Genomic DNA, 22617 nt, shown 5'->3' with positions numbered 1-22617 from the left:
TTTGCCGCGACGTGCACACCGCGCTCGCAAAGGCTGAGGGATGATCGGCCCATGTCCTTCCTGCGCAGCCGCGAACCCGACCGCCCCGCCGGCGTCAGCGAGGGCCGCGCGTTCTTGTACGTGCTGCCTTGCGCGTACGAAGACCTGCTCAAGATCGGCCACTCGCGCAATCCGTTGCAGCGGGCGCAGGCCTTGCAGCCGCGTTATTACGAATTCTTCGATCTCGAGCGCGCCTTCGCCCTGGAAGTCGATAAGGTCCGCGAGGCGCGTTCGCTCGAGCACGCCTTGCACACGCGCTTGCGCGAGCACAACGCGCCCGCGCCGCTGACCGTGCGCGAGCAGGCCGCGGGCCTGGGCGAGTGGTACCGCGGCGCCTACGCGCAGTTGCAGGCCGAAGCCGAACACTGGCGCGAGCAAGGCTACGCGGTGCATCGCCCGCTGTCGGCGTGGCTGGCGCGCGAACTGGACGGGCAGGGCGATGCGCTGTACGCGCGCGCCGACCAATTGCTGACCCAGTTGCAAGGCGACACCACGCTGCTCGACGACCCGGGGCTGGCGCCGTTGCGGCGCAATCTGCTCGACACCCTCGACGCGCACCGCGCGTTCGCGCTCGATCTCGAACGGCGCCTGCCGCCCAGCTTGCTGGCGTGGTACCGCGGCGCCGATCCCTCCGTTCCCTAGGCCCAACGCTCAGGAGTGCACCATGACCAAACTCGACAAACCGCTGCGGCGCGAACTGGACATCGACGGCAAGGCTTACACGCTGACCGTCGATCCCGACGGACTCAAGCTGACCGAGAAAGGCCGGCGCAACGGCGTGGAACTGCGCTGGGCGGCGTTGGCCGCCGGCGACGAGGCGCCGGCGGCGCCGGCGTCCGCGCAGCCGTGAGGCGCTAGGCGGGTTGCGTCTTCGCGGATAGGACGTGTAGGAGCGGCGTAAGCCGCGATCAACCGAAGTCGCGTCATACCACTCAACACACCGAAGCCCGGATATCCGGGCTTTGGTTTTTCCGACGCCCCAAGCTTCGCGCCGGTTACTTGCGTAAGCCGCTGTCGCGACAGCGAAGCCGCCGTGCGGATTTCGCGGTAGTTGGATGGGCGCGGTCGCGGCTTACGCCGCTCCTACAGAGGCTGCGATGCGGCTGCGTCGTGCGTGCGGATCAATCGCGCCGCACGCGGAACGCCGCGCTGATGCGCGGGTCCACCACGCCCGGGTCTTTCGGGATGCCGTGATCGTAGCGGTACTGCGAAGCGTGGCTCATCACCAGCAGGCTGCCGGCTTCCAGTTCGATATGCCAGGTCGCGTGCGGCGCGCGCTTGGCGCGGATCGTCATGCGCCGGCTCGCGCCGAGCGAGAGCACGGCGATGGGTTGGCCCGGGGCGAGGTCGTGCAGCTTGTCGTTGTGCGGGGCGACGCTGTCGCGGCCGTCGCGGTAGAGGTTCAGGCCGACGCTGTCGAACGGCGCGTCGAGCGTCTCGCGCACGCGCAGCGCGGTGGCTTGCAGCAGCGGCGGCAGTTCGTCGCGGCCGATGCGGTAGCGGGCGACGCGGCGCGGCACTTCGACCAGCCGCTCGTACATCAATCGCTGCTCGGAATTCCAGGCGGCACCGTCCCACAGCTCGGCGAACAAGCGCTCGCACCACGCCGGCTCGAACACGCCGGGCAGGTAGCGCACGCCGCCCTCGGCGTCGAGGATGGGATGCTGCGGCTGCGCGGCGAACAGCGAGGTCTGGTGCATCCGCGCAGGCTACGCCGGCGCGGTCTCACTCTGCGAGACCGCGCCGCGCGGCTCAGGCCTTGCGCTTTTCCAGCTTGGGCAGGAACCACGCCAGCAAGCCGATCGCCGGCAGATACGCGCACAGGCGGTAGACCGCTTCGATGCCGACGTGGTCGGCCAGCTGGCCCAGCGCCGCGGCGCCGAGGCCACCCATGCCGAAGGCGAAGCCGAAGAACAGGCCGGCGATCACGCCGGTGCGGCCCGGCACGAGTTCCTGCGCGTAGACCAGGATGGCCGAAAACGCCGAGGACAGGATCAGGCCGATGATCACCGTCAGCACCGTGGTCCAGGCCAGATTCGCGTGCGGCAGCAGCAGGGTGAAAGGCAGCACGCCGAGGATCGAGAACCAGATGACGTAGCGGCGGCCGATGCGGTCGCCGATCGGGCCGCCGGCCAGCGTGCCCAGCGCGACCGCGCCGAGGAACACGAACAGATGCACCTGCGCGCTCTGCGCGGTCACGCCGAACTTGTGCATCAGGTAGAAGGTGTAATAGCTCGACAGGCTGGCCATGTAGAAGTACTTGCTGAAGATCAGCAGGCCCAGCACCAGCATGGTCGCGGCGATGGTCTTGCGCGGCAGCGGCGCGGCGGCGGAGGCGCGCGCGCCGGCCTTGCGGTGCAGCGGAATCTGCTCGCGGTACCACAGGCCGATGCGGCTGAGCAGCAGCATCGCCGCCAGCGCCGCGAACGCGAACCAGCCGACGCTGCCCTGGCCGCGCGGCATGACGATGTACGCGGCCAGCAGCGGGCCGAGCGCCGAACCCAGATTGCCGCCGACCTGGAACAGCGACTGCGCCAAACCGTGGCGGCCGCCGGAAGCCATGCGCGCCACGCGCGAGGATTCGGGATGGAACACCGACGAGCCCGAGCCGACCAGGGCCGCGGCGAGCAGCAGCATCGGAAAGCTGGTCGCGCGCGAGAGCAGCAACAGGCCGGTGAGGGTGAAGCCCATGCCGATCGCCAGCGACCACGGCATCGGTTTCTTGTCGGTGTAGATGCCCACCAGCGGCTGCAGCAGCGACGCGGTCACCTGGAAGGTCAGGGTGATCAGGCCGATCTGGCCGAAATCGAGCTGGAAACTCTGCTTGAGCAGCGGGTACAGCGCCGGCAGCAACGACTGGATCATGTCGTTGAGCAGGTGGCAGACGCTGAGCATGGCCAGGATCGGCAGCGCGATCTTGTTGGCGGTTTCGGCGGCGGGCGCGGACGGGGCTTGGTAATCGGGCACCGGCGGCGCGGCCGGGCCGTCGGCGACGACGGTGGGCGAGGAGGTATCCAGGGAGGTCATGGGCGGGACGGCGAGGCGGGGAGGGGGCGGCGGTCGCGGGATGCCGCGGCGGCCGGTTCAGTAAACGCCCGCGCGGCCTTGCCCGCGTTATAGTTCGGGTCAACATTCTTTGAGATCGGGCCAATGCGCAATGTCCTGGCCGGTCAGGTCGACCAGCTGCCGGGGCGGATCGTGGCGACCTCGAACGAGTACCCGAGCGGGCACCGCATCGCCCGCCATCGCCATCGCCGCTCGCAGCTGTTGTACGGCGCGCACGGGATCATGGTGGTCGGCACCCAGGCCGGGCGCTGGATGGTGCCGCCCGAGCGCGCGGCCTGGATTCCCGCCGGCATGCCGCACGACGTGCACGTGCTGGCGCCGATCAGCACCCGCAGCATCTACATCGAACCCGAAGTCAGCGCGGCGCTGCCGGGCGATTGCCGGGTGATCGGGGTGTCGGCGCTGATGCGCGAACTGTTGCTGGAAACCTTGGATCTGCCGCTGCAGGCCGAGACCGACAGCGGCTCGCGGCCGGATCTGATCTATTCGCTGATCGTGCGCGAGATCGAACGCGCGCCGGTGCTGCCGTTGGACATCACCTTTCCGGCCGAACCGCGTTTGGCCGCGCGTTGCCGCGCTTACCTCGCGCATCCCTCGCCGCACGACGGCATCGACGAATGGTGCCGCGATTTGGCGATGAGCCGGCGCACCTTCACCCGGCGGTTTCGCGCCGAAACCGGCACGAGTTTCGCGCAGTGGTGCCGGCAGGCCGCGATCTTCGCCGCCTTGCCGCGGCTGGCGGCGGGCGAGGCGATCACGCCGCTGGCGCTGGATCTGGGCTACGAGAGCGCGTCGGCGTTCACGACGATGTTCAAGCGCTTGATCGGGATGCCGCCGAGCCGGTATCTGGCGACGGCGCGGACGGAGGCGGCGGCGCGGTGATCGTGTTGGAGCGTGCGGCGGACGTAGGAGCGGCGTGAGCCGCGATTGTCGTTTGTCGCGCGCGTCGGGAGTTTCGTCGTGGTTGCGTTGTCGCGGTCGCGGCTCACGCCGCTCCTACAGTGGCTTCGTTGTAGCGGCGCGCTAGCTGTAGGAGCGGCGCAAGCCGCGACCGCGACACTCCGCTTACGGCGAAAGATCCGTCGCAGCCGACATGCCGCGGTCGCGGCTCACGCCGCGCCTACCAATGCAGAAACCGCCTCAGCTCAGCGCTTTCGCCGCCTCGTCGATCAACCCCGCCACCTGCGCCGGCTGCGACGCCAGCGAAGCATGGCTGGCCTCCAGCGTGATCGTCTTCTTCGGATTCATCCGCGCGGACATGCGCTGCTGGTTCTCCGGCGCGATCATCCGGTCCTGCGCCGAGATCTGATACCAGCTCGGCTTGGACTTCCACGCCGGCTTGGAAATGGCGTCGCCGAAGGTGCTCGCCAGCGGCGCCTTCTGGGTCACGCCCATCACCAGCCCTTCGTCGGCGCTGAGGTCCTGGCAGAAGCTCTCGTGGAATTTGTCGGGCTTCAGCCACAGATAGCCGTCGCTGTCCGGGGCGAGGTTGGGCACCGCCACCGGCGGGTGCTCCTGGGTGATGCCGCCCGGGCTTTCGCCGCTGTCGGGCGCGAACGCGGCGATGTAGACCAAGCCGACGACCTTGTCGTGGGTGCCGGCCTCGGTGATGACCGCGCCGCCGTAGGAATGGCCGACCAGCAGCACCGGGCCGGGCGCTTGCTCGATCATCTTGCGGGTGCGGGCGACGTCGTCGGCCAGCGAGGTCAGCGGCACTTCGACCGCCTTGAGGTCGGTGTAGCCCTTGCGCGAGAGTTCGACGATGGTCTTGGCCCAGTGCGCCGCGCCGCCCCAGAAGCCGTGTACGAGAACGATGGTGGGTTTGCCGCTCATGATCGCGATTCCAGTCGGATGAATGCGCCAACTCGGGTTCGCGCGCGCCGGCCGGTTGGCGTCGGCCGCGCGCGCCGGACACGGGTCCGGGTGCCGCGAAGGGCCGAGATTTTCATAAGCGCGAACTACGCCGCGTGAATTCGCATGCGACTTGTTTTCAGGTGGCTGAAAGCTGCGCGGGAGTTTCGTCTTATCGCGGAAACCTTGCCGACACACGGGGCGTTCCGCTCATTTTGCGATCAGCAACAACAGCGAGCGGGCCTGCATTCCGTAAGCGACGTTCTCGCCGCCGATCAAGGTCTCGCTGCCCGGCAAGGCGACCGCGTTCGGCCCTTCGTTCCAGGTCGCGGTGTCGGTCACCCGATACCATTGCTTGCCGTTGCCCGGCCACGGCAGCACGAAGTTCACCGGACCCGACCAGCCGTTGTAGGCGACATAGATCGCGCTGGCGCTGTCGCCGAACTCGCTGCCGTCGATGCGCCAGGCCAATGCGTGATTGTCGGTGCCGCTGAAGTAGGCGCTGTCGGCCTGCGCGCCGTCGGGCTTGAACCAGCGCAACTGCTCCATCACGTTGCCGTTGCCGTCGCTGCCCGAATAGAACCCCGCCGGACGCAGCGCCGAATGCGCCTTGCGGAACGCGATCAGGCGCTTAGTGTAGGTCTCGTGATCGGCCTCGATCGTGCTGCGGGTCCAGTACAGCCAGTTCGCCGCCGAATCCAGGTTGTAGGTGTTGTTGTTGCCGAACTGGGTGCGCAGCGCCTCGTCGCCGCCGGTGATCATCGGCACGCCGGCGCTGAGCATCAGGAAGGCGAGCCCGGTGCGCGCGGCCTTGCGCTGGTCGGCGACGATGCCGCCCTGGTTCCAGCTCAGATTGTGGTCCTCGCCGCCGTCGGACGGGCCGTAGGGCCAGGCCTGGTTGTTCTGCTTGTCGTTGTAGGCGTACAGGTCGTTGAGGGTGAAGCCGTCGTGGGCGACCATGAAGTTGATCGAATGCCACGGCTTGCGGCCGTCGTCGCCGTACAGATCGCTGGAGCCGGCGAAACGGCTGGCGAACATGCCCGGCGTGACTGTTTCGACCCCGAGCTTGTTCTGCTTCTTGCGCAGCGCGTCGCGGTAGAGCCCGTTCCATTCGGCCCAGCCCGACGGAAAACCGCCGACTTGATACGAGTTGCCGCCGATGGCCCAGGGCTCGGCGATCAGGTCCAGCCCCGCGCCGCCCGCGGCCGGCCGCGGCGGCAGTTCGGCGGCGATGCGGTTGAGCGCGTTGCCGGAGTCGTTCTTATCGAAATTGAAGCAGCCGTGCTGGCAGCTGTTGCCGAGTACCGAGGCCAGATCGAAGCGGAAGCCGTCGACGCCGAGCGCGTCGCGCCACCACGCCAGCGAATCGACGATCAGGTTCTGCGCGATGGGATGGCGGGTGTTGTAGTTGCCGCCGACGCCGGTGTTGTCCCACGGGTATTTGTAGTCGCTGCTCAGCGAGTAGTACGCCGGGTTGTCGAGGCCGCGGAAGGACAGCAGGTTGTAGACGCTGAGCCCGTCGCTGCCGCCCCACGGGCCGCCTTCGCCGGTGTGGTTGTAGACCACGTCGATATAGACCTTGATGCCGGCGTCGTGGAAGGCCTTGACCATCGCCTTCCACTCGCGGGTCGGTCCGCCGGCGGTTTTGTCGTAGGCGTAGCGGCGGTCCGGGGCGAAGTAGTTGAGGGTCATGTAGCCCCAGTAGTTGTCGTCCGTGGTGGAGTTGGGATCGACATCGTTCTGGTCGTTCTGCGCTTCCTGCACCGGCAGGAACTCGACCGCGGTGACGCCCAGCGCGGCCAGCGCCGCGGCCTTGCGCGCGGCGCCCTTGTAGGTGCCGCGCTCGGCCGCGGGCACGCTGTCGTCGTTGCGGGTGAGGCCGCGCACGTGGACTTCGTAGATCACTTCGTCTTTGAGCGCGCGGGTCGGCTTGGTGCCGACGGAGCTCGCGTCGGCCGCCAGCGCGATGCTCTTGCTCGCGCACAGGCCGCTGTCCTTGTTGCGGTGGGCGGCGCCGGTGGCGTAGATCGTGCCGTCGGCGCAGGTGGCGGTGTTGGGGTCTTGGCTGATCTCGCGCGCGTACGGGTCGATCAGCAGCTTGTTGGGATTGAAGCGGTTGCCGGCGTTGTCGACGTCGCTGACGAAACCGGTCGCGCTGCCCTTGGTCCAGGCGGCGTCGTACGGCCAGTTCGGACCCCAGGCGCGGTAGCCGTAGTAGACGGTGCCGGTGATGCCGTAAGTCGTCTTGATCGTGCCGGTCGGCAGCGACAGCGACCACACCTGGGTCGCCGGATCCTTGCTCAGCGCGAGGCGCGCGACTTCCTGCGAACCGGTCGGGTTCTTGTACAGGAACACTTCGATGCGGGTGGCGCGCGAGGAATAGACGCGGAAGGCGAGGTTGGCCTGGGTCGAGTCGTAGCGCGCGCCGAGTTGTTGCGCGTCGATGGCGGCGTGGGCGGGGCTCAGCGCGCAGGCCAGCGCGGCCAGGGCGAGGGCGCGTAATGCGGTGGCGCGTCGCTGCTTGCGCGGGGCGTGTGAGTCCATGGTCGTCGTCTCCGTGATCGCGCGCGCCGCGGCGATCGCGGGCATCGGCAACGACTGTAGGAGCAAGCCGCAGCGCAGCATGGGCGGCTGCAATCGTATTCAGACGGAGGAGACCGATCGCGGTCACACGTCGTGGTGTCGTGGGCGCGGGAACGGTGCGCGAGCGGGGCGGCCGTTTCGTCGTGGGCGCGGTGGCGTGGTCGCGGCTCGCGCCGCTCCTACAATCGCTTCGTTGCGACGACGGGCTACCTGTAGGAGCGGCGCGAGCCGCGACCGCAACAACGAAACTACCGCGTAACCGCTATCGCAGCGGCGATGCGCTCATTTGATCCGATGCTTGCCGAGCTTGCGCGCCAAGGTCCGCCGATGCATCCCCAGCCGCCGCGCGGTCTCGGAGATGTTGAAATCCGTCGCCGCCAGCATCTCGTGGATGCGTTCCCACTCCAACGTCTTGATCGAAGTCTGGCGCTCGGTCAGTTCGACGTTGACGTCGCCCTCGGCGCGGCCGAACGCGGCTTCGATGTCGTCGGTGTTGGACGGCTTGGCCAGATAGTGCAGAGCGCCGAGCTTGATCGCCTCGACCGCGGTGGCGATGCTGGCGTAGCCGGTCAGCACCACGATCAGCATGTCTTCGTCGTGGGCGTGCAGCGCCTGCACGCAGGCCAGCCCCGAGTCGCCGCCGGCGAGCTTGAGGTCGACCACGGCGTAGCCGGGCGTGTGCTCGCCGAGCAAGGCCTGCACTTCGGCGAGGTTGGTCGCGTTGTGGACGAGGTAGCCGCGGCGCTCGAACGAACGGGTGAGGGTGCGCGCGAACGCGGCGTCGTCTTCGACGATCAGCAGCCGGCGCGGTTCGTCGTCTTCGTCGTCGAATCCGGGCGGCAGCGGCGGCAGGTCGTCACTCATCCTGGGGCTCCGGCGGCGCCAGCGCGGCCAGCGGCAGGCTCATGGTCACCACCGCGCCGCTGGGTTCGCGGTTGCGCGCGACGATGCTGCCGCCGAGCTGGCGGGCGACGTTGAGCGCGAGGAACAGGCCCAGCCCGCCGCCCGGGCGGCCCTTGCTGGACTGATACGGCTTGCCGAAATGCGACAGCATCGCCGCGGCGAAACCGGGGCCGGCGTCGCTGACGCGCAGCACCAGACGGTCCTCGTCGCGCCACGATTCGAACCCGACCCAGCCGGGCGAGGCTTCCAGCGCGTTGTCGAGGACGTTGCAGATCATCTGCTTGAGGCCGGAATCGGAAATGATCGCCTCATCCTCGCCGAAGCCGTTCTCGTAGTCGAATCCGCGCACCGGGCGGGTGGTGCGCCATTCGCCGACCAAGTCGTCGAGGAACGCGGTGACCGTGGTGATCACCGGCGCTTCGCCGCGCGCTTCGCCGGCCGAGAGCAGGATGCCGGTGACGATGCTCTTGCAGCGGGTGAGCTGGGTCTGCATCTCGTCGAGTTCCTGCAGCAGTTCGGGCTGCTGGGTGAACGGCGGCATCCGCCGCCAGTCGCCGAGGATCACCGACAGCGTCGCCAGCGGCGTGCCCAACTCGTGCGCGGCGCCGGAGGCGAGCAGGCCCATGCGCACGATGTGTTCTTCCTCGGCCGCGCGCTGGCGCAGATCGGCCAGACGCTTGTCGCGCGCGCGCAGGTTGCGGCCGATGCGGGTGATGAACACCACCAGCAAGGTCGCGTTGAGCACGAAGCACAGCAGCAGGCCTTGCACGTACGGGTCGCGCAGGCCGCGGGTCGGGTCGGCCGGGATCACTACCGGGCCGGCGAAAGCGGTCAAGGCGATGAAGCAGGCGCTGGTCACCCCGACCACCGCGCAACTGGCCCAGGTGCGCAGCAGCACCGAGGCCAGCGCGACCTGCAGCAGATACAGAAAGACGAAGGGGTTGGCCGCGCCGCCGCTGAGGTAGAGCTGCGCGGTCAGGGTCAGGATGTCGACCAGCAGCGCCAGGAACAGCGCGCCGTTGGTGACTTCCTCGCGCTTGCGCCAGCGCAGCGAGCTGACCAGATTGAACGCGGCCAGACACGCCAGCACGATCGCCATCGGCATCAGCGGCAGCTCGATGCCGAAGCCGTAGTGGACGAAGACGATGGTGGCCACCTGGCCGATCACCGCGATCCAACGCAGTTGGATCAGCTGGTGCATGTTCTTGACCCCGGTGCCGTCGCGCGAAGCCGGGAGGGGCTGGTCGGGCTGCATGCGTTTGGGCAGGAGCGAGTGGAGAGGAGTGAGCAACGAGTAAAGCACGGCGTGGCGGCGAGAGCGAAGGGAGGCGGTCGGGTTTTGCGTCGGCGTCAGACGGCCGCCGCGCGGCGCCGGGCTTCTTCCCGCCACACCCGCCAGGCCGCCCACGCCACCATCAGCGCCAGCGCGAACCAGGTCAGTGCGTACTGCAAATGATTGTTGGGGAATTTTATCACCGTGAGCCCGCCGACCGGCCATTGCGGCGCGGTGCGCAGGTCGCCGGGCAGGGGCGCGGCGCGCTCGGCGTCGATGAAGTAAGGGGCGACGGCGCCGAGCTTATGCGCGGCGGCGATCGCGGCCACATCGCGCGAGAACCAGCGCGCTTGCGCCGGCTGGTTCTTGCGCAGGAAGCCGCCGCCGGGTTCGCTGAGCCGCAGCAGGCCGGCGACCTCGACCGGGCCGGACGGCGCCGGCGCCGCCGCTGCGGTGCGCGCGTCGGGCACGTAGCCGCGGTTGATCAGCACGGTGTAGCCGGCGTCGGTGCGCAGCGGCGTCAGCAGCCAGAAGCCGGGGCCGAGCTCGGTCACCGCCTGCACCCGGGTGTCGGCGCCGGGCAGGTACTCGCCGCGCAGCCGCACGCGGCGGTATTCGTCGTTCGCGGCGCTCACGCCGGGCCACTGCGCGGGCCCCGGCGCGGCGCCGGGTTCGGCGTGCACGCGCGATTCCACGCGCTGGATCAGATCGCGTTTCCAGCCCAGCCGCTGCACCTGCCACGCGCCGAGCGCGATCAGGCCGGCGAACAGCGCCAGGAACACGGCGCCGATCAGGCCGAGGACGAAGGAACTGCGCGGCGCTTTGACGCGGGTCGCCATGAGCGGGCCTCGTGCTGAAGACGAGAGAAGCGAAGACGAGTGGGGCGAGCCGGTCGCGCGGGAACGATGGCCACGCGTGGACCGGGGCGGGGCAGCAACCGCGCGACGAGCGCGCAGGCGCCGGAAAACGGCCGGCTGAAGTCTTTGGGTCCCCGCGTTCGCGGGGACGACGTGCTGGCAAGGCGCGGCGAGCGCGAAACCGCACCCGCCGCCGAAAGACCGAGACCGGCAGAACCCCGGTTCCCCAATCCCGATTCCCTTCTTTCCCCGCCCTTACGGCATATTCCGCATCTCATGCGGCATCGGCATCATGTTGACGTTCAAGTGATGCATGACCCACAAGGAACCGGCCAGGGTGATCACCACGATCACCAGGGTGAAGATCAGCGCCAGCATGTTCCAGCCGCCTTCCGACTTCGTGTTCATGTGCAGGAAGTAGACCATGTGCACGACGATCTGTACGACGGCGAAGCCGAGGATCACCGCCGCGGTCGCGCCCGAGGACGGGATCACCTTGGCCATGACCAGCCAGAACGGGATCGCGGTCAGCACCACCGACAGCAGGAAGCCGATGGTGTAGCCCTTGACGGTGCCGTGGTAGTCGTCGTGCTCGTCGTGACCGTGGTCGTCGTGAGCGTGATCGTGTGCGTTGTCGTGGTGCGCGGACTGGGTCACGGCAGCACTCCCATCAGGTAGACGAAGGTGAAGACGCCGATCCAGACGACGTCGAGGAAGTGCCAGAACATCGACAGGCACAGCAGACGGCGGCGGTTGGCGGCGGTGAGCCCGTGCTTGCTCAGCTGGGTCATCAGCACCACCAGCCAGACGATGCCGAAGGTGACGTGCAGGCCGTGGGTGGCGACGAGAGCGAAGAACGACGACAGGAACGCGCTGCGCTGCGGGCCGGCGCCCTCGTGGATCAGGTGGGCGAACTCGTACAGTTCCAGGCCGATGAAGGCCAGGCCGAACAGGCCGGTGATCGCCAGCCAGCCTTGCACCGCGGCCAGCTTGCGCTTGGTCATCGCGATCATCGCGAAGCCGTAGGTGATCGACGACAGCAGCAGCATCGAGGTGTTGATCGCCACCAACTGCAGGTCGAACAGATCCGCGCCCGACGGGCCGGCCGCGTAGCTGCGGCCGAGCACGCCGTAGGTGGCGAACAGCACCGCGAACACCAGGCAGTCGCTCATCAGGTAGAGCCAGAACCCGAGCAGGGTTCCGTTCTGCGGATGGTGCTTGCCCTTGAGGTCGAGGAAGTGCGCGGCCGAGGAGGGCGGCTGCGCCTGGGCTTGGGTCAGGATGGCGGTGGCGTCAGACATGGGCGGCGGCCAGTTGTTGCGTGCGCTGGTCTTCCGTGGCGGTCACTTCGTCCGCCGGGATGTAGAAGTCGCGCTTGTAGTTGAAGGTGTGGACGATGGTCGCGACCAGCATGGCGACGAAGGACACGCCGGCCACCAGCCACATCTGCCAGATCATGGCGAACGCGCAGACGGTGCTGAGCAGGGCGATGATCAGGCCGGCGGCGGTGTTCTTGGGCATGTGGATCGCGATGAAGCCCGAGGTCGGACGCTGGAAGCCGCGTTGCTTCATGTCGTGCCAGGCGTCGTTGTCGTGCACGACCGGGGTGAAGGCGAAGTTGTAGGCCGGCGGCGGCGAGGACGTCGACCACTCCAGGGTGCGGCCCTGCCACGGGTCGCCGGTCTGGTCGCGCAGCTTGTCGCGGTTGCGGATGCTGACGAACACCTGGACCAGGAAGCTGGCGATGCCCAGCGCGATCAGGCCGGCGCCGAAGGCGGCGATGATGAACCAGATCTGGATCGACGGGTCGTCGAAGTGGCTCATGCGGCGGGTCACGCCCATCAGGCCGAGCACGTACAGCGGCATGAAGGCGAAGAAGAAGCCGATCTGCCAGAACCAGAACGAGCACTTGCCCCAGAACGGATCGAGCTTGAAGCCGAAGGCCTTGGGCCACCAGAAGTTGATGCCGGCGAACAGGCCGAACAGCACGCCGCCGATGATCACGTTATGGAAGTGCGCGATCAGGAACAGGCTGTTGTGCAGGACGAAGTCGGCCGGCGGGACCGCCAGCAGCACGCCGGTCATGCCGCCGATGACGAAGGTGACCATGAAGCCCACCGTCCACAGCATCGGCACGTCGAAGCGGATGCGGCCGCGGTACATGGTGAACAGCCAGTTGAAGATCTTCGCGCCCGTCGGGATCGAGATGATCATCGTGGTGATGCCGAAGAACGAGTTGACGCTCGCGCCCGAACCCATGGTGAAGAAGTGGTGCAGCCACACCAGGTAGGACAGGATCGTGATCACCACGGTCGCGTACACCATCGAGGCGTAGCCGAACAGGCGCTTGCCGCTGTAGGTGGAGACGATCTCGGAGAAGATGCCGAAGCAGGGCAGGATCAGGATGTAGACCTCCGGGTGGCCCCAGATCCAGATCAGGTTCACGTACATCATGGGGTTGCCGCCCAGATCGTTCGTGAAGAAGTTGGTGCCCGCGTAGCGGTCGAGCGAGAGCAGCACCAGCACCGCGGTCAGCACCGGGAACGCTGCCACGATCAGCACGTTGGTGCACAGCGAGGTCCAGGTGAACACCGGCATCTTCATCAGGCCCATGCCCGGCGCGCGCATCTTGACGATGGTCGCGATCAGGTTGACGCCCGATAGCAAGGTGCCGACGCCGGCGATCTGCAGCGCCCATATGTAGTAGTCGACGCCGACGCTGGGACTGTAGGCGATGCCCGACAGCGGCGGGTACGCCAGCCAGCCGGCGGTGGAGAACTCGCCGACGAACAGCGAGACCATCACCAGGCCCGCGCCGCAGGCGGTCATCCAGAAGCTGAAGTTGTTGAGGAACGGGAAGGCCACGTCGCGCGCGCCGATCTGCAGCGGCACCACGTAGTTCATGAAGCCCGTCACCAGCGGCATCGCCACGAAGAAGATCATGATCACGCCGTGGGCGGTGAAGATCTGGTCGTAGTGGTGCGGCGGCAGGAAGCCGGCGTTGTCGCCGAAGGCCATCGCCTGCTGCATGCGCATCATGATCGCGTCGGCGAAGCCGCGCAGGAGCATGACCAGCCCCAGCACGATGTACATGATGCCGATCTTCTTGTGGTCGATGCTGGTGAACCACTCGTTCCAGAGATAGCCCCAGAGCTTGTAGCGCGTCAGCAGGCCGAGCACGGCGATGCCGCCGAGCGCGACCATGGCGAAAGTGCCGAGCAGGATCGGCTCGTGCAGCGGGATCGATTCCCACGAGAGCCGGCCGAAGATCAGCTTGGCGAGGTTGGATTGGTCAGACATCTTCGCTCCGAAGTCCGCGTACGGACCTGCGCGCGCTGGGCGCGCGGTTGAATGCTTGCGCTAAACGCTCAGGGGGCCAGGGTGGCGACGCCCCAGCTCGGGGTGGCCGACGGCTCGGTGACGCACATCGCCGAGGCCACCACCGGGCCGCCGCGCAGGTCGCCGCGGCGGCGCGGGGCCAGCGCGTTGGCGCTGTTGCCCAGGCCGCCTTGCGCGTCGATCATCATCATCTCGTCCATGCACATCTTCGACGAGTCGACGCAGCGGTTGAGGATGGCCTTATACAGGCCCGGAGCGACCGCGGCGTAGCGGCGCACCGGTTCCTTCTCGCTCGGCTTCTCCAGTTCGAGATAACCGGCGCGTTCCAGGGTCTGGCCGCTGGCGCGGTTGCTCTCGACCCACTTATCGAAGCCGGCCTGATCCATGCCGTGGAACTTGAAGCGCATGTGCGAGAAGCCGGCGCCGCTGTAGTTGGCGGAGAAGCCCTCGTACTCGCCCGGGTGGTTCATCACCGCGTGCAGCTGCGTTTCCATGCCCGGCATCGCGTAGATCTGGCCGGCCAGCGCGGGAATGTAGAACGAGTTCATCACCGAGGACGCGGTGATCTTGAACTTGATCGGACGGTCGATCGGCGCGGCGATCTCGTTGATCGTGGCGATGTTCTGCTCGGGATAGAGGAACAGCCACTTCCAATCCAGCGCCACCACTTCGATCTCCAGCGGCTTGACGTCGGCGGCGACCGGCTGGCCGGCCTTGATCCGGTCGAGCGGGCGGTAGGGATCGAGGGTGTGGGTGCTGACCCAGGTGATCGCGCCGAGCACGATGATGATCAGCAGCGGCGCGGCCCAGATCAGCAGCTCGAGCTGGGTCGAGTGATCCCAGTCGGGCTTGTAGGTCGCCTTCGTGTTCGAGGCGCGGTAGCGCCACGCGAAGAACAGGGTCAGCGCGATCACCGGCACGATGATCAACAGCATCAGCACGGTGGAGACGATGATCAGATCGCCTTGCTGGCGGGCCACGTCGCCGGGCGCGTTCAGAAGGAGCGTATTGCAGCCCGCCAGCGGCAGCAGCGCGCCGAGCAGGAGCAGGGGACGGAGGAGGGACTTGATTGCGTTCATCAACCTGACGCTTAAGCACGACAAGGCCGCGAGGCTCGCGGCGACCGCGCAATTGTGCGCCGCAGCGACGGACGGGACGATTGGACGTTTTGTCCTATGGCAGTGCAGCAATCCGGGTGGGAAGCTTACGCCGTCCCGGTCTTCGGGGCGCTGGCCCATGCGCGGAATTTGCCGCGTTCGGCCGCGGACTGTGCGGCGCGAAATACGGAAAATCCAGGGGTTTCGGGCGCCAGCGCCCGCTCGTCGGGAGTTTCCGCCGTTTCGCGAACGGCGCGGCGTCGCGGCCAGGAGTATCGTATCGGCACGGACGGATGAACGATTCCGCCCGTTCCGGCACAGCCGCCGCGCGCCCCGCGACGCCCTTCGCACCACGCACCGAGCTCCAACCGACGATGCAAACGCCCAATCATGCAAATCCCGATTCCATGACCGTTTCGGTGCACGGCACCGACTCGCACGCCGAAGTCGCGCCGGGCGACATCGCGGTCGGCGTGATCATCGGCCGCGCTTCGGAATACTTCGACTTCTTCGTGTACGGCATCGCCTCGGCGCTGGTGTTCCCGTCGGTGTTCTTCCCGCACCTGGGCAAGCTCGAAGGCACGCTGTGGTCGTTCGCGATCTTCGCGCTGGCCTTCATCTCGCGTCCGTTCGGCACCGTGTTGTTCATGTGGATCCAGCGCCGCTGGGACCGCAGCACCAAGCTCACCATCGCGCTGTTCCTGCTCGGCACCTGCACCGCCGGCATCGCCTTCCTGCCGGGCTTCGCCAAGATCGGCGCGTTGTCGCTGGTGCTGTTGTCGGTGTTCCGCCTCGGCCAGGGCATCGCCCTGGGCGGCAGCTGGGACGGCCTGCCGTCGCTGCTGGCGCTCAACGCGCCGAAGGAACGCCGCGGCTGGTACGCGATGCTCGGTCAGCTCGGCGCACCGGTCGGCTTCATCATCGCCGCGGCTTTGTTCGCTTATCTGAGCACCGCGCTGTCGCGCGCCGACTTCCTCGAATGGGGCTGGCGCTATCCGTTCTTCGCCGCGTTCGCGCTGAACGTGGTGGCGCTGTTCGCGCGCCTGCGTCTGGTCGTGACCCACGAGTACGAGCGCGAGCTCGGCGAGCAGCAGCTCGAGCCGACGCCGGTGCTGGAGCTGTTCGGCGCCAAGGGCCGCCACGTCGTCATCGGCGCGTTCGCCGCGCTGGCCAGCTACGCGCTGTTCCACATCGTCACGATCTTCCCGCTGTCGTGGATCGTGCTGTACTCCGATCAGTCGGTCACCCAGTTCCTGATCGTGCAGATCATCGGCGCGACCTTGGCCGCCGGCGCGGTCGTCGCCTCGGGCTGGATCGCCGACACCTTCGGCCGTCCGCGCACCCTGGCCGCGCTGGCCGCGGCGATCGCGATGTTCAGCGGCTTCGCGCCGACCCTGCTGGGTTCGGGCCGGGTCGGCCAGGACGTCTTCATCCTGGTCGGCTTCGTCCTGCTCGGCCTGTCCTACGGTCAGGCCGCCGGCTCGGTGACCGCCAACTTCGGCGCCAAGTACCGCTACACCGGTGCCGCGCTGACCTCGGATCTGGCCTGGCTGATCGGCGCGGCGTTCGCGCCGCTGGTGGCGCTGGGCCTGTGCGCGCACTTCGGCCTGGCCTTCGTCGGCGTCTACCTGCTGTCGGGCGCGGTGTGCACGATGGTGGCGTTGGGCGTGAACCGGATGCTCAAGCTGCGCAGCTGATCTGCGGCCGCGTCCGAGACCCGAAAAAGCCGGCTTGCGCCGGCTTTTTTCGTTGCTGCGCCCGGCGCGTCCGCCGCGGCCGCCGGTCGGGCGCGCTGCCGGACCGGGGCAAACCGCGATCGGCGTCGCTCCTGGCGCCGGTCCGCGCCGGCGCTTTCGCTCGACGGGCGTCCGGTTCCGGCGCCGTCGCCGGCCCCGCGGCCAAGCCCCGGGGCGGCTCCCACAGCCGCCCCGTACAGCGTCGTGAACGGGGCTCTGGCGTGCCCTTAACTACTTGTTAGGCACACGTTAGACTAGTCCGCTTGCACTCTTTGCGTTGTCTTTTGACTCGCTAAGTACATGCGATTGGCGCCGCGCGCCGATGCGTGCGACGCCGGCTCCGGCGCCGGGCGCGGGCCGGATCGAGCGGCGCGCGTCGCGAGGCCGGGTGCGGGCCGGGGCGGTCCGCACTCCGCGGAACAGGACAACGGCGCGCGTCCGGCTAGGTCAATCGCGCCTATTTGCGTACGGATCGAACGATGCCCCTTTCCCTCGGGACCCAAAACACGCACGCCCTGCGCCGCCTGTTGAGCGTGGTCCTGCTGTCTTTCGCGGCCGTCGCCGCGGTCTATTTCCCGTACCTGTCCAGCCAGGTGAACGCCACCTCGGACGGCCAGTTCGCGCAGTTCTTCGAAAGCGTGTTCGGCTGGAGCGATCTGTATCTGGGCGGATGGCCGCTGTACGCGGATCCGAACTCGATGTCGTTCTATCCCTTGCGCTACCTGTTCCCGGCGACCCGCGAGGCATTCGACTACTTCTCCCTGACCGCTCCGCTGATCTTCGCCGTCGGCAACGCGGCCTTGGCCTGGGAACTGACCCGCTCGCGCCCCGCGACGGCGCTCGCCGCCGTCGCCGCGCCGGGGCTGGGCTTCTTCATCGCCCACGTCGGCCACACCTCGATGCTGCACGCCGCGGCCTACGCGCCGTGGATGGTGTACGCCTGCCTGAAGCTGGCGCAGCGCCGCGCCGATTGGGCGCTGTGGGTCGCACTGCTGGGCGGCTCGACGGCGCTGTCGCTGCTGGCCGGCCATCCGCAGGCGACGGTCTACGCCCTGGCGGCCTCGGCGTTGATGGCCGCGCCGATCGGCGCCGGGTGGAAGGACTGGATCGTCACCTACGCGAAGGCGGGCGTCGGCGTGGTGCTCGGGCTGGGGCTGAGCGCCGTGTTCCTGATCCCGGCCGCGCGCTTCGTCGGCGAGTCGACCCGCAACACCATGACCGCCGACTTGCTGCGCCAGTTCAGCCTGCGGCCGTTCGAGCTGGGGCTGGACGTGTTCCCGTTCCTGGCCGGCGGTTACTGGGATGCCGGCGTGGTCACCTCCTACGTCGGCACCGACGCGACCAACAGTTGGAGCGAGAACATCGCCTACGTGGGCGTCGGCATTTTCTCGCTGGTGGTCGTGGGCCTGCGCGGATTCTGGGCGGACCCGACCAAGCGCAAGATCCTGCTCGGCCTGATCGCCTCGCTGCTGCTGGCGCTGGCGCCGTCGCTGCCGGGCGCCGCGCAGGTGCTGGTGGACGTGCCGGTCGTGTCGATGTTCCGCGCCTGGGGCCGCTGGCAGGTGGTCTCGTCGCTGTTCGCGCTGCAGTTGGCCTGCATCGCGCTGGCGCAGTTGCGCGACGAGCGCCCGGCGGTGCGCGGCGGCGCCGCGTCCTCGTTCCTGCCGTGGCTGGTGGTGCCGGCCGTGCTGGCGACGATCGCCCTGAGCCCGCATTTGCAGGGCAAGGTCGGCGCCGCCGATCTGTTCCAAGGCAAGCCGCTGGTCCAGATTGCGGTCCTGGCGGCCATCGGCGTGTCGATCTTCGCCTTGCGCACGCAATGGGGGCGCGCCCGCGCGCCGCTGGTGTGGGTGCCGATCGCGTTGATCGCCGCCGAGCTGCTGTTCCTCTCGCGCCATGCCACCTGGGCCAACGCCTATGCGGGGCCGGCGTCGGTCGAGCAGACCAATGCGGTCGCCAAGGTCAAGGGAATTCTCGCGCGCACCGACGGCCGCCTGCTGACCCTGTCGGGGTGGGAGAGCCCACACCTGTCGCCGGACACCGTCCGCGCGGCCGAAGTGCCCTCGCTCAACTGGTACGGGCCGCTGCTCAACTCGCGCTTCGCCGAACTCGCCGGCACCACCACGGGCGGCTGGACCCGCCCGGACGTGCTGGACGACGGCAATCAGGTGCTGGACATCTACGGGGTGTCGGTCGTCGAGCCGTACATCGCCCACGCCCAGCCGCCGGGGGCGGCGCTGGACTCGCCCGATTCGGCGCGGCGCTGGACGCCGTTGTCGTCCGGCGCCGGCGCGCTGTTGCTCAATACCCGCAGCTTGCCGCGGGTGCGTTTAGTCGCCGAAACCGTCTACGCGGACGATTCCGGCGCGCTGAAGGCCCTGAAGACCTCGACGCTGCCCGACGGCCGCGGCTTCCAGGCGCGTTCGGCCGCGCTGGTCGAACGGCCGGAACTGCAGTTCGCCAGCGCCGGCGGCATTCCCGCGCACAAGACCGATGCCACCGGCGACGACGCGTTCTCGGTGACGTTCCAGGCGCCGACCGCGCATCCGTTGATGCTCGTGGTCGGCGACAACTACTCGCGCAACTGGAAGGCCGTCGTCGACGGCAAGCGCGCCGCCGCGGTGCGCGTCAACTACAACCAGATCGGCGTGCCGGTGCCGGCCGGCGCGCGCCAGGTCGCGGTCGCCTATCACGACTCGCGCCTGATCAAGGGCGTCGCAGCGAGCCTGGTCTCGCTGTTCGCCGCATGCCTGCTGGTCCTGTTCGGATTGAAGCGCGCCAAGCGCAACCAAGGCCTATGAATTCGATCAATTCCCTCGCGGTCGTCGTGCCCATGTTCAACGAGGCGCAGAGCATCGACCGCTTCATCGACCGCACCGTGCTGGCGCTGGCCGCCACGGGTCTGGACATCCGTTTCGTCTTCGTCGACGACGGCAGTTCCGACGACAGCGTGGCGCGGGCCTCGGCGCGGTTGCCGGAACTGCCGGGTTCGGCGGTGGTCCAGCTCAGCCGCAACTTCGGCAAGGAGGCGGCGCTGCTGGCCGGCCTCGACGCGGCGCTGGCGGGCGAGTGCGACGCCATCGTCATGATCGACGCCGATCTGCAGCATCCGCCCGAGGCCATTCCGAAGATGGTGGAGGAGTTCCGCAACGGCAACGATGTGGTGATCGCCTCGCGGGCGTCGCGGACCGGCGACTCGTTCGCCCGGCGCAGCTTCACCAAGCTGTTCTACAAGAGCATCAACTGGCTGGCGGAAATCCCCATCGTCGACGGCGACGGCGATTTCCGTTTGCTCGGGCGCGACGTGGTCGAAGCGCTGTGCAGCCTGCGCGAGCAGCACCGCTTCACCAAGGGCCTGTACTCCTGGGTCGGCTTCCAGCAGCTGCGGATGCCGGTGGAGTACGAAACGCGCGACGCGGGCGAGAGCAAGTTCCGTTACGGCCCGCTGGTGGCCCTGGCGCTGAACGCGGTCACCAGTTTCTCGGCCAAGCCGCTGCGCATCGCCTTGGTGGTCGGGTTCGCCATCGGCACGCTGTCGCTGACCTATGCGGTGTGGATCGCGCTGCAGACCATCGGTTTCGGCAAGGACCTGCCCGGTTACGCGTCGATCTTCTGCGGGATGATGTTCCTGGGCGGGGTGCAGCTCATGGGCATCGGCCTGCTCGGCGAGTACGTCGGCAGGACCTACATCGAATCCAAATCGCGGCCGCCTTATCTGGTCAAGCGGGTGATCTCGAAGGGCGCCGGCCGGGCGCGGCAAGACTGATGTCCGCGCTTGCCCAAACGGCCTGCCGCCGCCGCGCCGAAACGCTTGCGCGCGGCGAGCGCGCGGCCGCCCGCATGCGCGGGCTCGTCGCCGCCTCGACCGCTTCGGTCTTGTGCGCCGCCGCGTTGTTGACCGGCGGTTGCGACCGGCACCCGCCGGCCGACGTCAGCCCGCCGGCGGCGAGCGCGGCGCGGACCATCGCCGACGTCAATTTCCTCAAGCCCGCCGACATCGCGATCGAGTACAAGGATCAGGTCGCTCGCTTCGCGCGCGGCAAGACGGTCCGCTATTCGATCGTGGTGATCAACAACAGCGGCTACGCCTTGCAGACCGCCGGCGAGCACCGCGCGTTCATCGCCTACCGCTGGTACCTCCAGGGCGGCCAGGGGCAGCCCGTGGAGAATCCGCACGCGCCCTTGCGCACGCCGGTGGCAGCGGGAGAAAGCGCGATCCAGGAGTTCGAGGTCGTCGCGCCCGCGCAGCCCGGCAGCTACACGCTCAAGGTGTTCATGGGCGTCGACGGCGGCCCGGATTTCGAGAGCGGCGGTCAAGCGCCCTTGCACTACAACGTGACGATCGACTGACGGCGCCCGCCGCGAGGCCGCGACCGGCGCTCGCATCGCGCCGCCGGCCGCGGCGCGCGAAAGCGAGGAGTGAGCGAAAGCTCACCCTCGCTTTTTCGTTTCCGCTCTCCGTGCGGCGCTGTTCCGTTCGTTTCCGGTTTCTGGTTTCCGATTTCTCGTTCCTCGCCCTCAGTTTCTCGCTCCCGCTCCGCTATTTCCTGGCCGTCAGCACGCAACGCGCCAGATCGTCTAAATACGCATCCACCGCCTGATCGTGCACCGGCGTCACCGTCATGTGCAGCGCGGCCGGCGCGGAAAGGCGGCTGATCTGCCAGCCGCGCGTCTGCATCGCATCGCCGATGGCGTGGATGTCGAATTCGTCCGAGCCGAACGCGATCACGCTCAGGTCCGGCTGGCCGAGCACGTGCAGGCCGCCGATGCGCTCGATCCCTTCCAGGTAGCGGTCGCGCAAGTGCATCACCCGTTGCGCGAGGCTGCGGTAGCCGGTCTCGCCGAGGTAGTGCATCACCGCCCAGGCCGCGGCAACCGCGCCGCCGGCGAGGCTGCCGGACAGGGTCTGGGTGCGCCACGTGCCCTTCGGCCATTGGTTGTATTCGAAGGCCTGATGGGCCTGATCGTCGGCATCGGCGTAGAGCAGCACCGACACGCCGTTGGCGGCATAGCCGAACTTGTGCAGGTCCGCGGCCAGCGAGCGCACGCCCGGCAAGGCCAGATCGAAGCGCGGCACGTTCGGCACGAAGCGCGCCACGTGCGGCGCGAGGAAGCCGCCGATGCACGCGTCCACGTGCAGCCACACCTCGCGCTCGCGCGCGAGCCGGCCGAGCGCTTCGATCGGGTCGATCGCGCCGAACGGCAGCGACGGCGCTGAGGCGACGATCATCATCGTTTCCAGTTCGACGCACTGGCTCAGCGTCTGCACGCTGGCGCGGTAGTCGCCGCCGATGGCCACGCGGATCAGGTCCAGCCCCATCATTTCGGCGGCTTGCTCGTAGACCGGATCGACGCTGGCCGGCACCAGCAGATGCGGCCGCCGCACCTGCGGGCGGCGCGCGCGGAACGCGCGATAGGCGCTGCGCACCGCTAGTAACGCGCTTTCGGCGCCGCCGCTGGTGACCGTGCCGGCGGCTTCGCGGCCGCCGCCGAGCAGCGACAGCGAGATCTGCACCAGATCGTCCTGCATGCGCTGCAGGCTCGGAAACTGCGGCGCGCGCGCGTTCTCGCTCATGAACATCGCGTAGGCGCGGCGGGCGACGTCGAGCACGTCTTCGCCGGCGTAGTACACATCCAGCGACGCGCGGCCCCGGCGCCAGTCGGTGTCGGCGCTGCGCAGCGCCGACATGGCTTCCTGAAGCTCGCTCCACGGTTGGCCGCGGGCGGGCAGGGTCTTGCGTCCTTGCAGGGGAAACGAGGACATCATCGGCGCGTTCTCATAACGTGTGGGGATAGGAACGGCGACGCGGCGCGAACGTGCGCCGCGTCCGCATCGGTGCGAGCGCGCGGTTGCGTTATCGCGCGGCGCGCGC

General features: G+C 68.3%; 19 protein-coding genes. 7 read left to right on the top strand and 12 right to left on the bottom strand.

Annotated features, from left to right (window positions below; genetic code table 11):
- Positions 1 to 51 precede the first annotated feature (51 nt).
- Together J5226_RS17870 and J5226_RS17865 are read left to right on the top strand one after the other, a co-directional pair.
- Positions 52 to 681, top strand: a complete 630-nt coding sequence (locus tag J5226_RS17870; RefSeq protein WP_215835774.1) for a GIY-YIG nuclease family protein — start codon at positions 52 to 54, stop codon at positions 679 to 681.
- Positions 682 to 703: 22 nt separating this feature from the next.
- Positions 704 to 889 (top strand): hypothetical protein, encoded by a 186-nt coding sequence (locus J5226_RS17865; protein ID WP_215835773.1) that lies wholly within the window; start codon positions 704 to 706, stop codon positions 887 to 889.
- A gap of 271 nt (positions 890 to 1160) precedes the next feature.
- Here J5226_RS17865 and J5226_RS17860 read toward each other — a convergent pair whose 3' ends face one another.
- Both J5226_RS17860 and J5226_RS17855 read right to left on the bottom strand, forming a co-directional pair.
- Entirely contained in the window at positions 1161 to 1739 is a 579-nt protein-coding gene (locus J5226_RS17860; RefSeq protein WP_215835772.1) for an alpha-ketoglutarate-dependent dioxygenase AlkB, read from the bottom strand.
- Positions 1740 to 1791: 52 nt separating this feature from the next.
- Positions 1792 to 2934 (bottom strand): MFS transporter, encoded by a 1143-nt coding sequence (locus J5226_RS17855; RefSeq protein ID WP_255323127.1) that lies wholly within the window; start codon positions 2932 to 2934, stop codon positions 1792 to 1794.
- A 255-nt stretch (positions 2935 to 3189) separates the two neighbouring features.
- Here J5226_RS17855 and J5226_RS17850 point away from each other — a divergent pair, with 255 nt between their 5' ends.
- A complete protein-coding gene (locus J5226_RS17850) occupies positions 3190 to 3987 on the top strand; it encodes a helix-turn-helix transcriptional regulator (RefSeq protein WP_215835770.1) in 798 nt (265 codons plus the stop codon).
- Between the two features lie 258 nt (positions 3988 to 4245).
- On the opposite strand, the gene J5226_RS17845 is transcribed toward J5226_RS17850, so the two are convergent.
- From J5226_RS17845 to cyoA, 9 genes are all read right to left on the bottom strand, one after another.
- The gene (locus J5226_RS17845; protein ID WP_215835769.1) at positions 4246 to 4938 is read right to left on the bottom strand and encodes an alpha/beta hydrolase; all 693 of its coding nucleotides are present in this window, start codon (positions 4936 to 4938) and stop codon (positions 4246 to 4248) included.
- Between the two features lie 228 nt (positions 4939 to 5166).
- Positions 5167 to 7500: an isoamylase gene (locus tag J5226_RS17840; protein ID WP_215835768.1), complete on the bottom strand. Its 2334-nt coding sequence runs from the start codon at positions 7498 to 7500 to the stop codon at positions 5167 to 5169.
- A 321-nt stretch (positions 7501 to 7821) separates the two neighbouring features.
- Positions 7822 to 8403 carry a response regulator transcription factor gene (locus tag J5226_RS17835; protein ID WP_215835767.1) on the bottom strand — a complete coding sequence of 194 codons (582 nt, stop codon included), beginning with the start codon at positions 8401 to 8403 and terminating at the stop codon, positions 7822 to 7824.
- Positions 8396 to 9643, bottom strand: coding sequence for an ATP-binding protein (locus J5226_RS17830; RefSeq protein ID WP_255322841.1), 1248 nt, complete (start codon positions 9641 to 9643; stop codon positions 8396 to 8398). Before J5226_RS17830 ends, J5226_RS17835 begins: the two co-directional genes overlap by 8 nt.
- Before the next feature lie 149 nt (positions 9644 to 9792).
- Positions 9793 to 10554: an SURF1 family protein gene (locus tag J5226_RS17825; protein WP_215835765.1), complete on the bottom strand. Its 762-nt coding sequence runs from the start codon at positions 10552 to 10554 to the stop codon at positions 9793 to 9795.
- 273 nt (positions 10555 to 10827) lie between these two features.
- The gene (gene cyoD / locus J5226_RS17820; protein ID WP_215835764.1) at positions 10828 to 11229 is read right to left on the bottom strand and encodes a cytochrome o ubiquinol oxidase subunit IV; all 402 of its coding nucleotides are present in this window, start codon (positions 11227 to 11229) and stop codon (positions 10828 to 10830) included.
- Positions 11226 to 11873: a cytochrome o ubiquinol oxidase subunit III gene (cyoC, locus tag J5226_RS17815; RefSeq protein WP_215835763.1), complete on the bottom strand. Its 648-nt coding sequence runs from the start codon at positions 11871 to 11873 to the stop codon at positions 11226 to 11228. The genes cyoD and cyoC overlap by 4 nt, the downstream gene beginning before the upstream one ends.
- Positions 11866 to 13872: a cytochrome o ubiquinol oxidase subunit I gene (gene cyoB, locus J5226_RS17810; protein ID WP_255322840.1), complete on the bottom strand. Its 2007-nt coding sequence runs from the start codon at positions 13870 to 13872 to the stop codon at positions 11866 to 11868. The genes cyoC and cyoB overlap by 8 nt, the downstream gene beginning before the upstream one ends.
- A gap of 68 nt (positions 13873 to 13940) precedes the next feature.
- Positions 13941 to 14990, bottom strand: coding sequence for a ubiquinol oxidase subunit II (gene cyoA, locus J5226_RS17805; protein ID WP_215835762.1), 1050 nt, complete (start codon positions 14988 to 14990; stop codon positions 13941 to 13943).
- A 425-nt stretch (positions 14991 to 15415) separates the two neighbouring features.
- Here cyoA and J5226_RS17800 point away from each other — a divergent pair, with 425 nt between their 5' ends.
- From J5226_RS17800 to J5226_RS17785, 4 genes are all read left to right on the top strand, one after another.
- The gene (locus tag J5226_RS17800; protein WP_255322839.1) at positions 15416 to 16705 is read left to right on the top strand and encodes an MFS transporter; all 1290 of its coding nucleotides are present in this window, start codon (positions 15416 to 15418) and stop codon (positions 16703 to 16705) included.
- Between the two features lie 518 nt (positions 16706 to 17223).
- The gene (locus J5226_RS17795) at positions 17224 to 19545 is read left to right on the top strand and encodes a YfhO family protein (RefSeq protein ID WP_215835760.1); all 2322 of its coding nucleotides are present in this window, start codon (positions 17224 to 17226) and stop codon (positions 19543 to 19545) included.
- Positions 19542 to 20510, top strand: coding sequence for a glycosyltransferase family 2 protein (locus J5226_RS17790; RefSeq protein ID WP_215835759.1), 969 nt, complete (start codon positions 19542 to 19544; stop codon positions 20508 to 20510). The genes J5226_RS17795 and J5226_RS17790 overlap by 4 nt, the downstream gene beginning before the upstream one ends.
- Before the next feature lie 74 nt (positions 20511 to 20584).
- Complete coding sequence (locus J5226_RS17785) at positions 20585 to 21094, top strand: hypothetical protein (protein WP_215835758.1); 510 nt, start codon at positions 20585 to 20587, stop codon at positions 21092 to 21094.
- A 190-nt stretch (positions 21095 to 21284) separates the two neighbouring features.
- Here the strand turns inward: J5226_RS17785 and J5226_RS17780 are convergent, their stop codons facing one another.
- Positions 21285 to 22508, bottom strand: a complete 1224-nt coding sequence (locus tag J5226_RS17780; protein WP_215835757.1) for an aminotransferase class V-fold PLP-dependent enzyme — start codon at positions 22506 to 22508, stop codon at positions 21285 to 21287.
- Positions 22509 to 22617 lie beyond the last annotated feature (109 nt).

The sequence above is a fragment of the Lysobacter sp. K5869 genome, from assembly GCF_018847975.1.
Lineage (GTDB): Bacteria > Pseudomonadota > Gammaproteobacteria > Xanthomonadales > Xanthomonadaceae > Lysobacter.
Note: the sequence above shows the minus strand (reverse complement) of the source record. Positions and strands in the feature narration are given on the sequence as shown.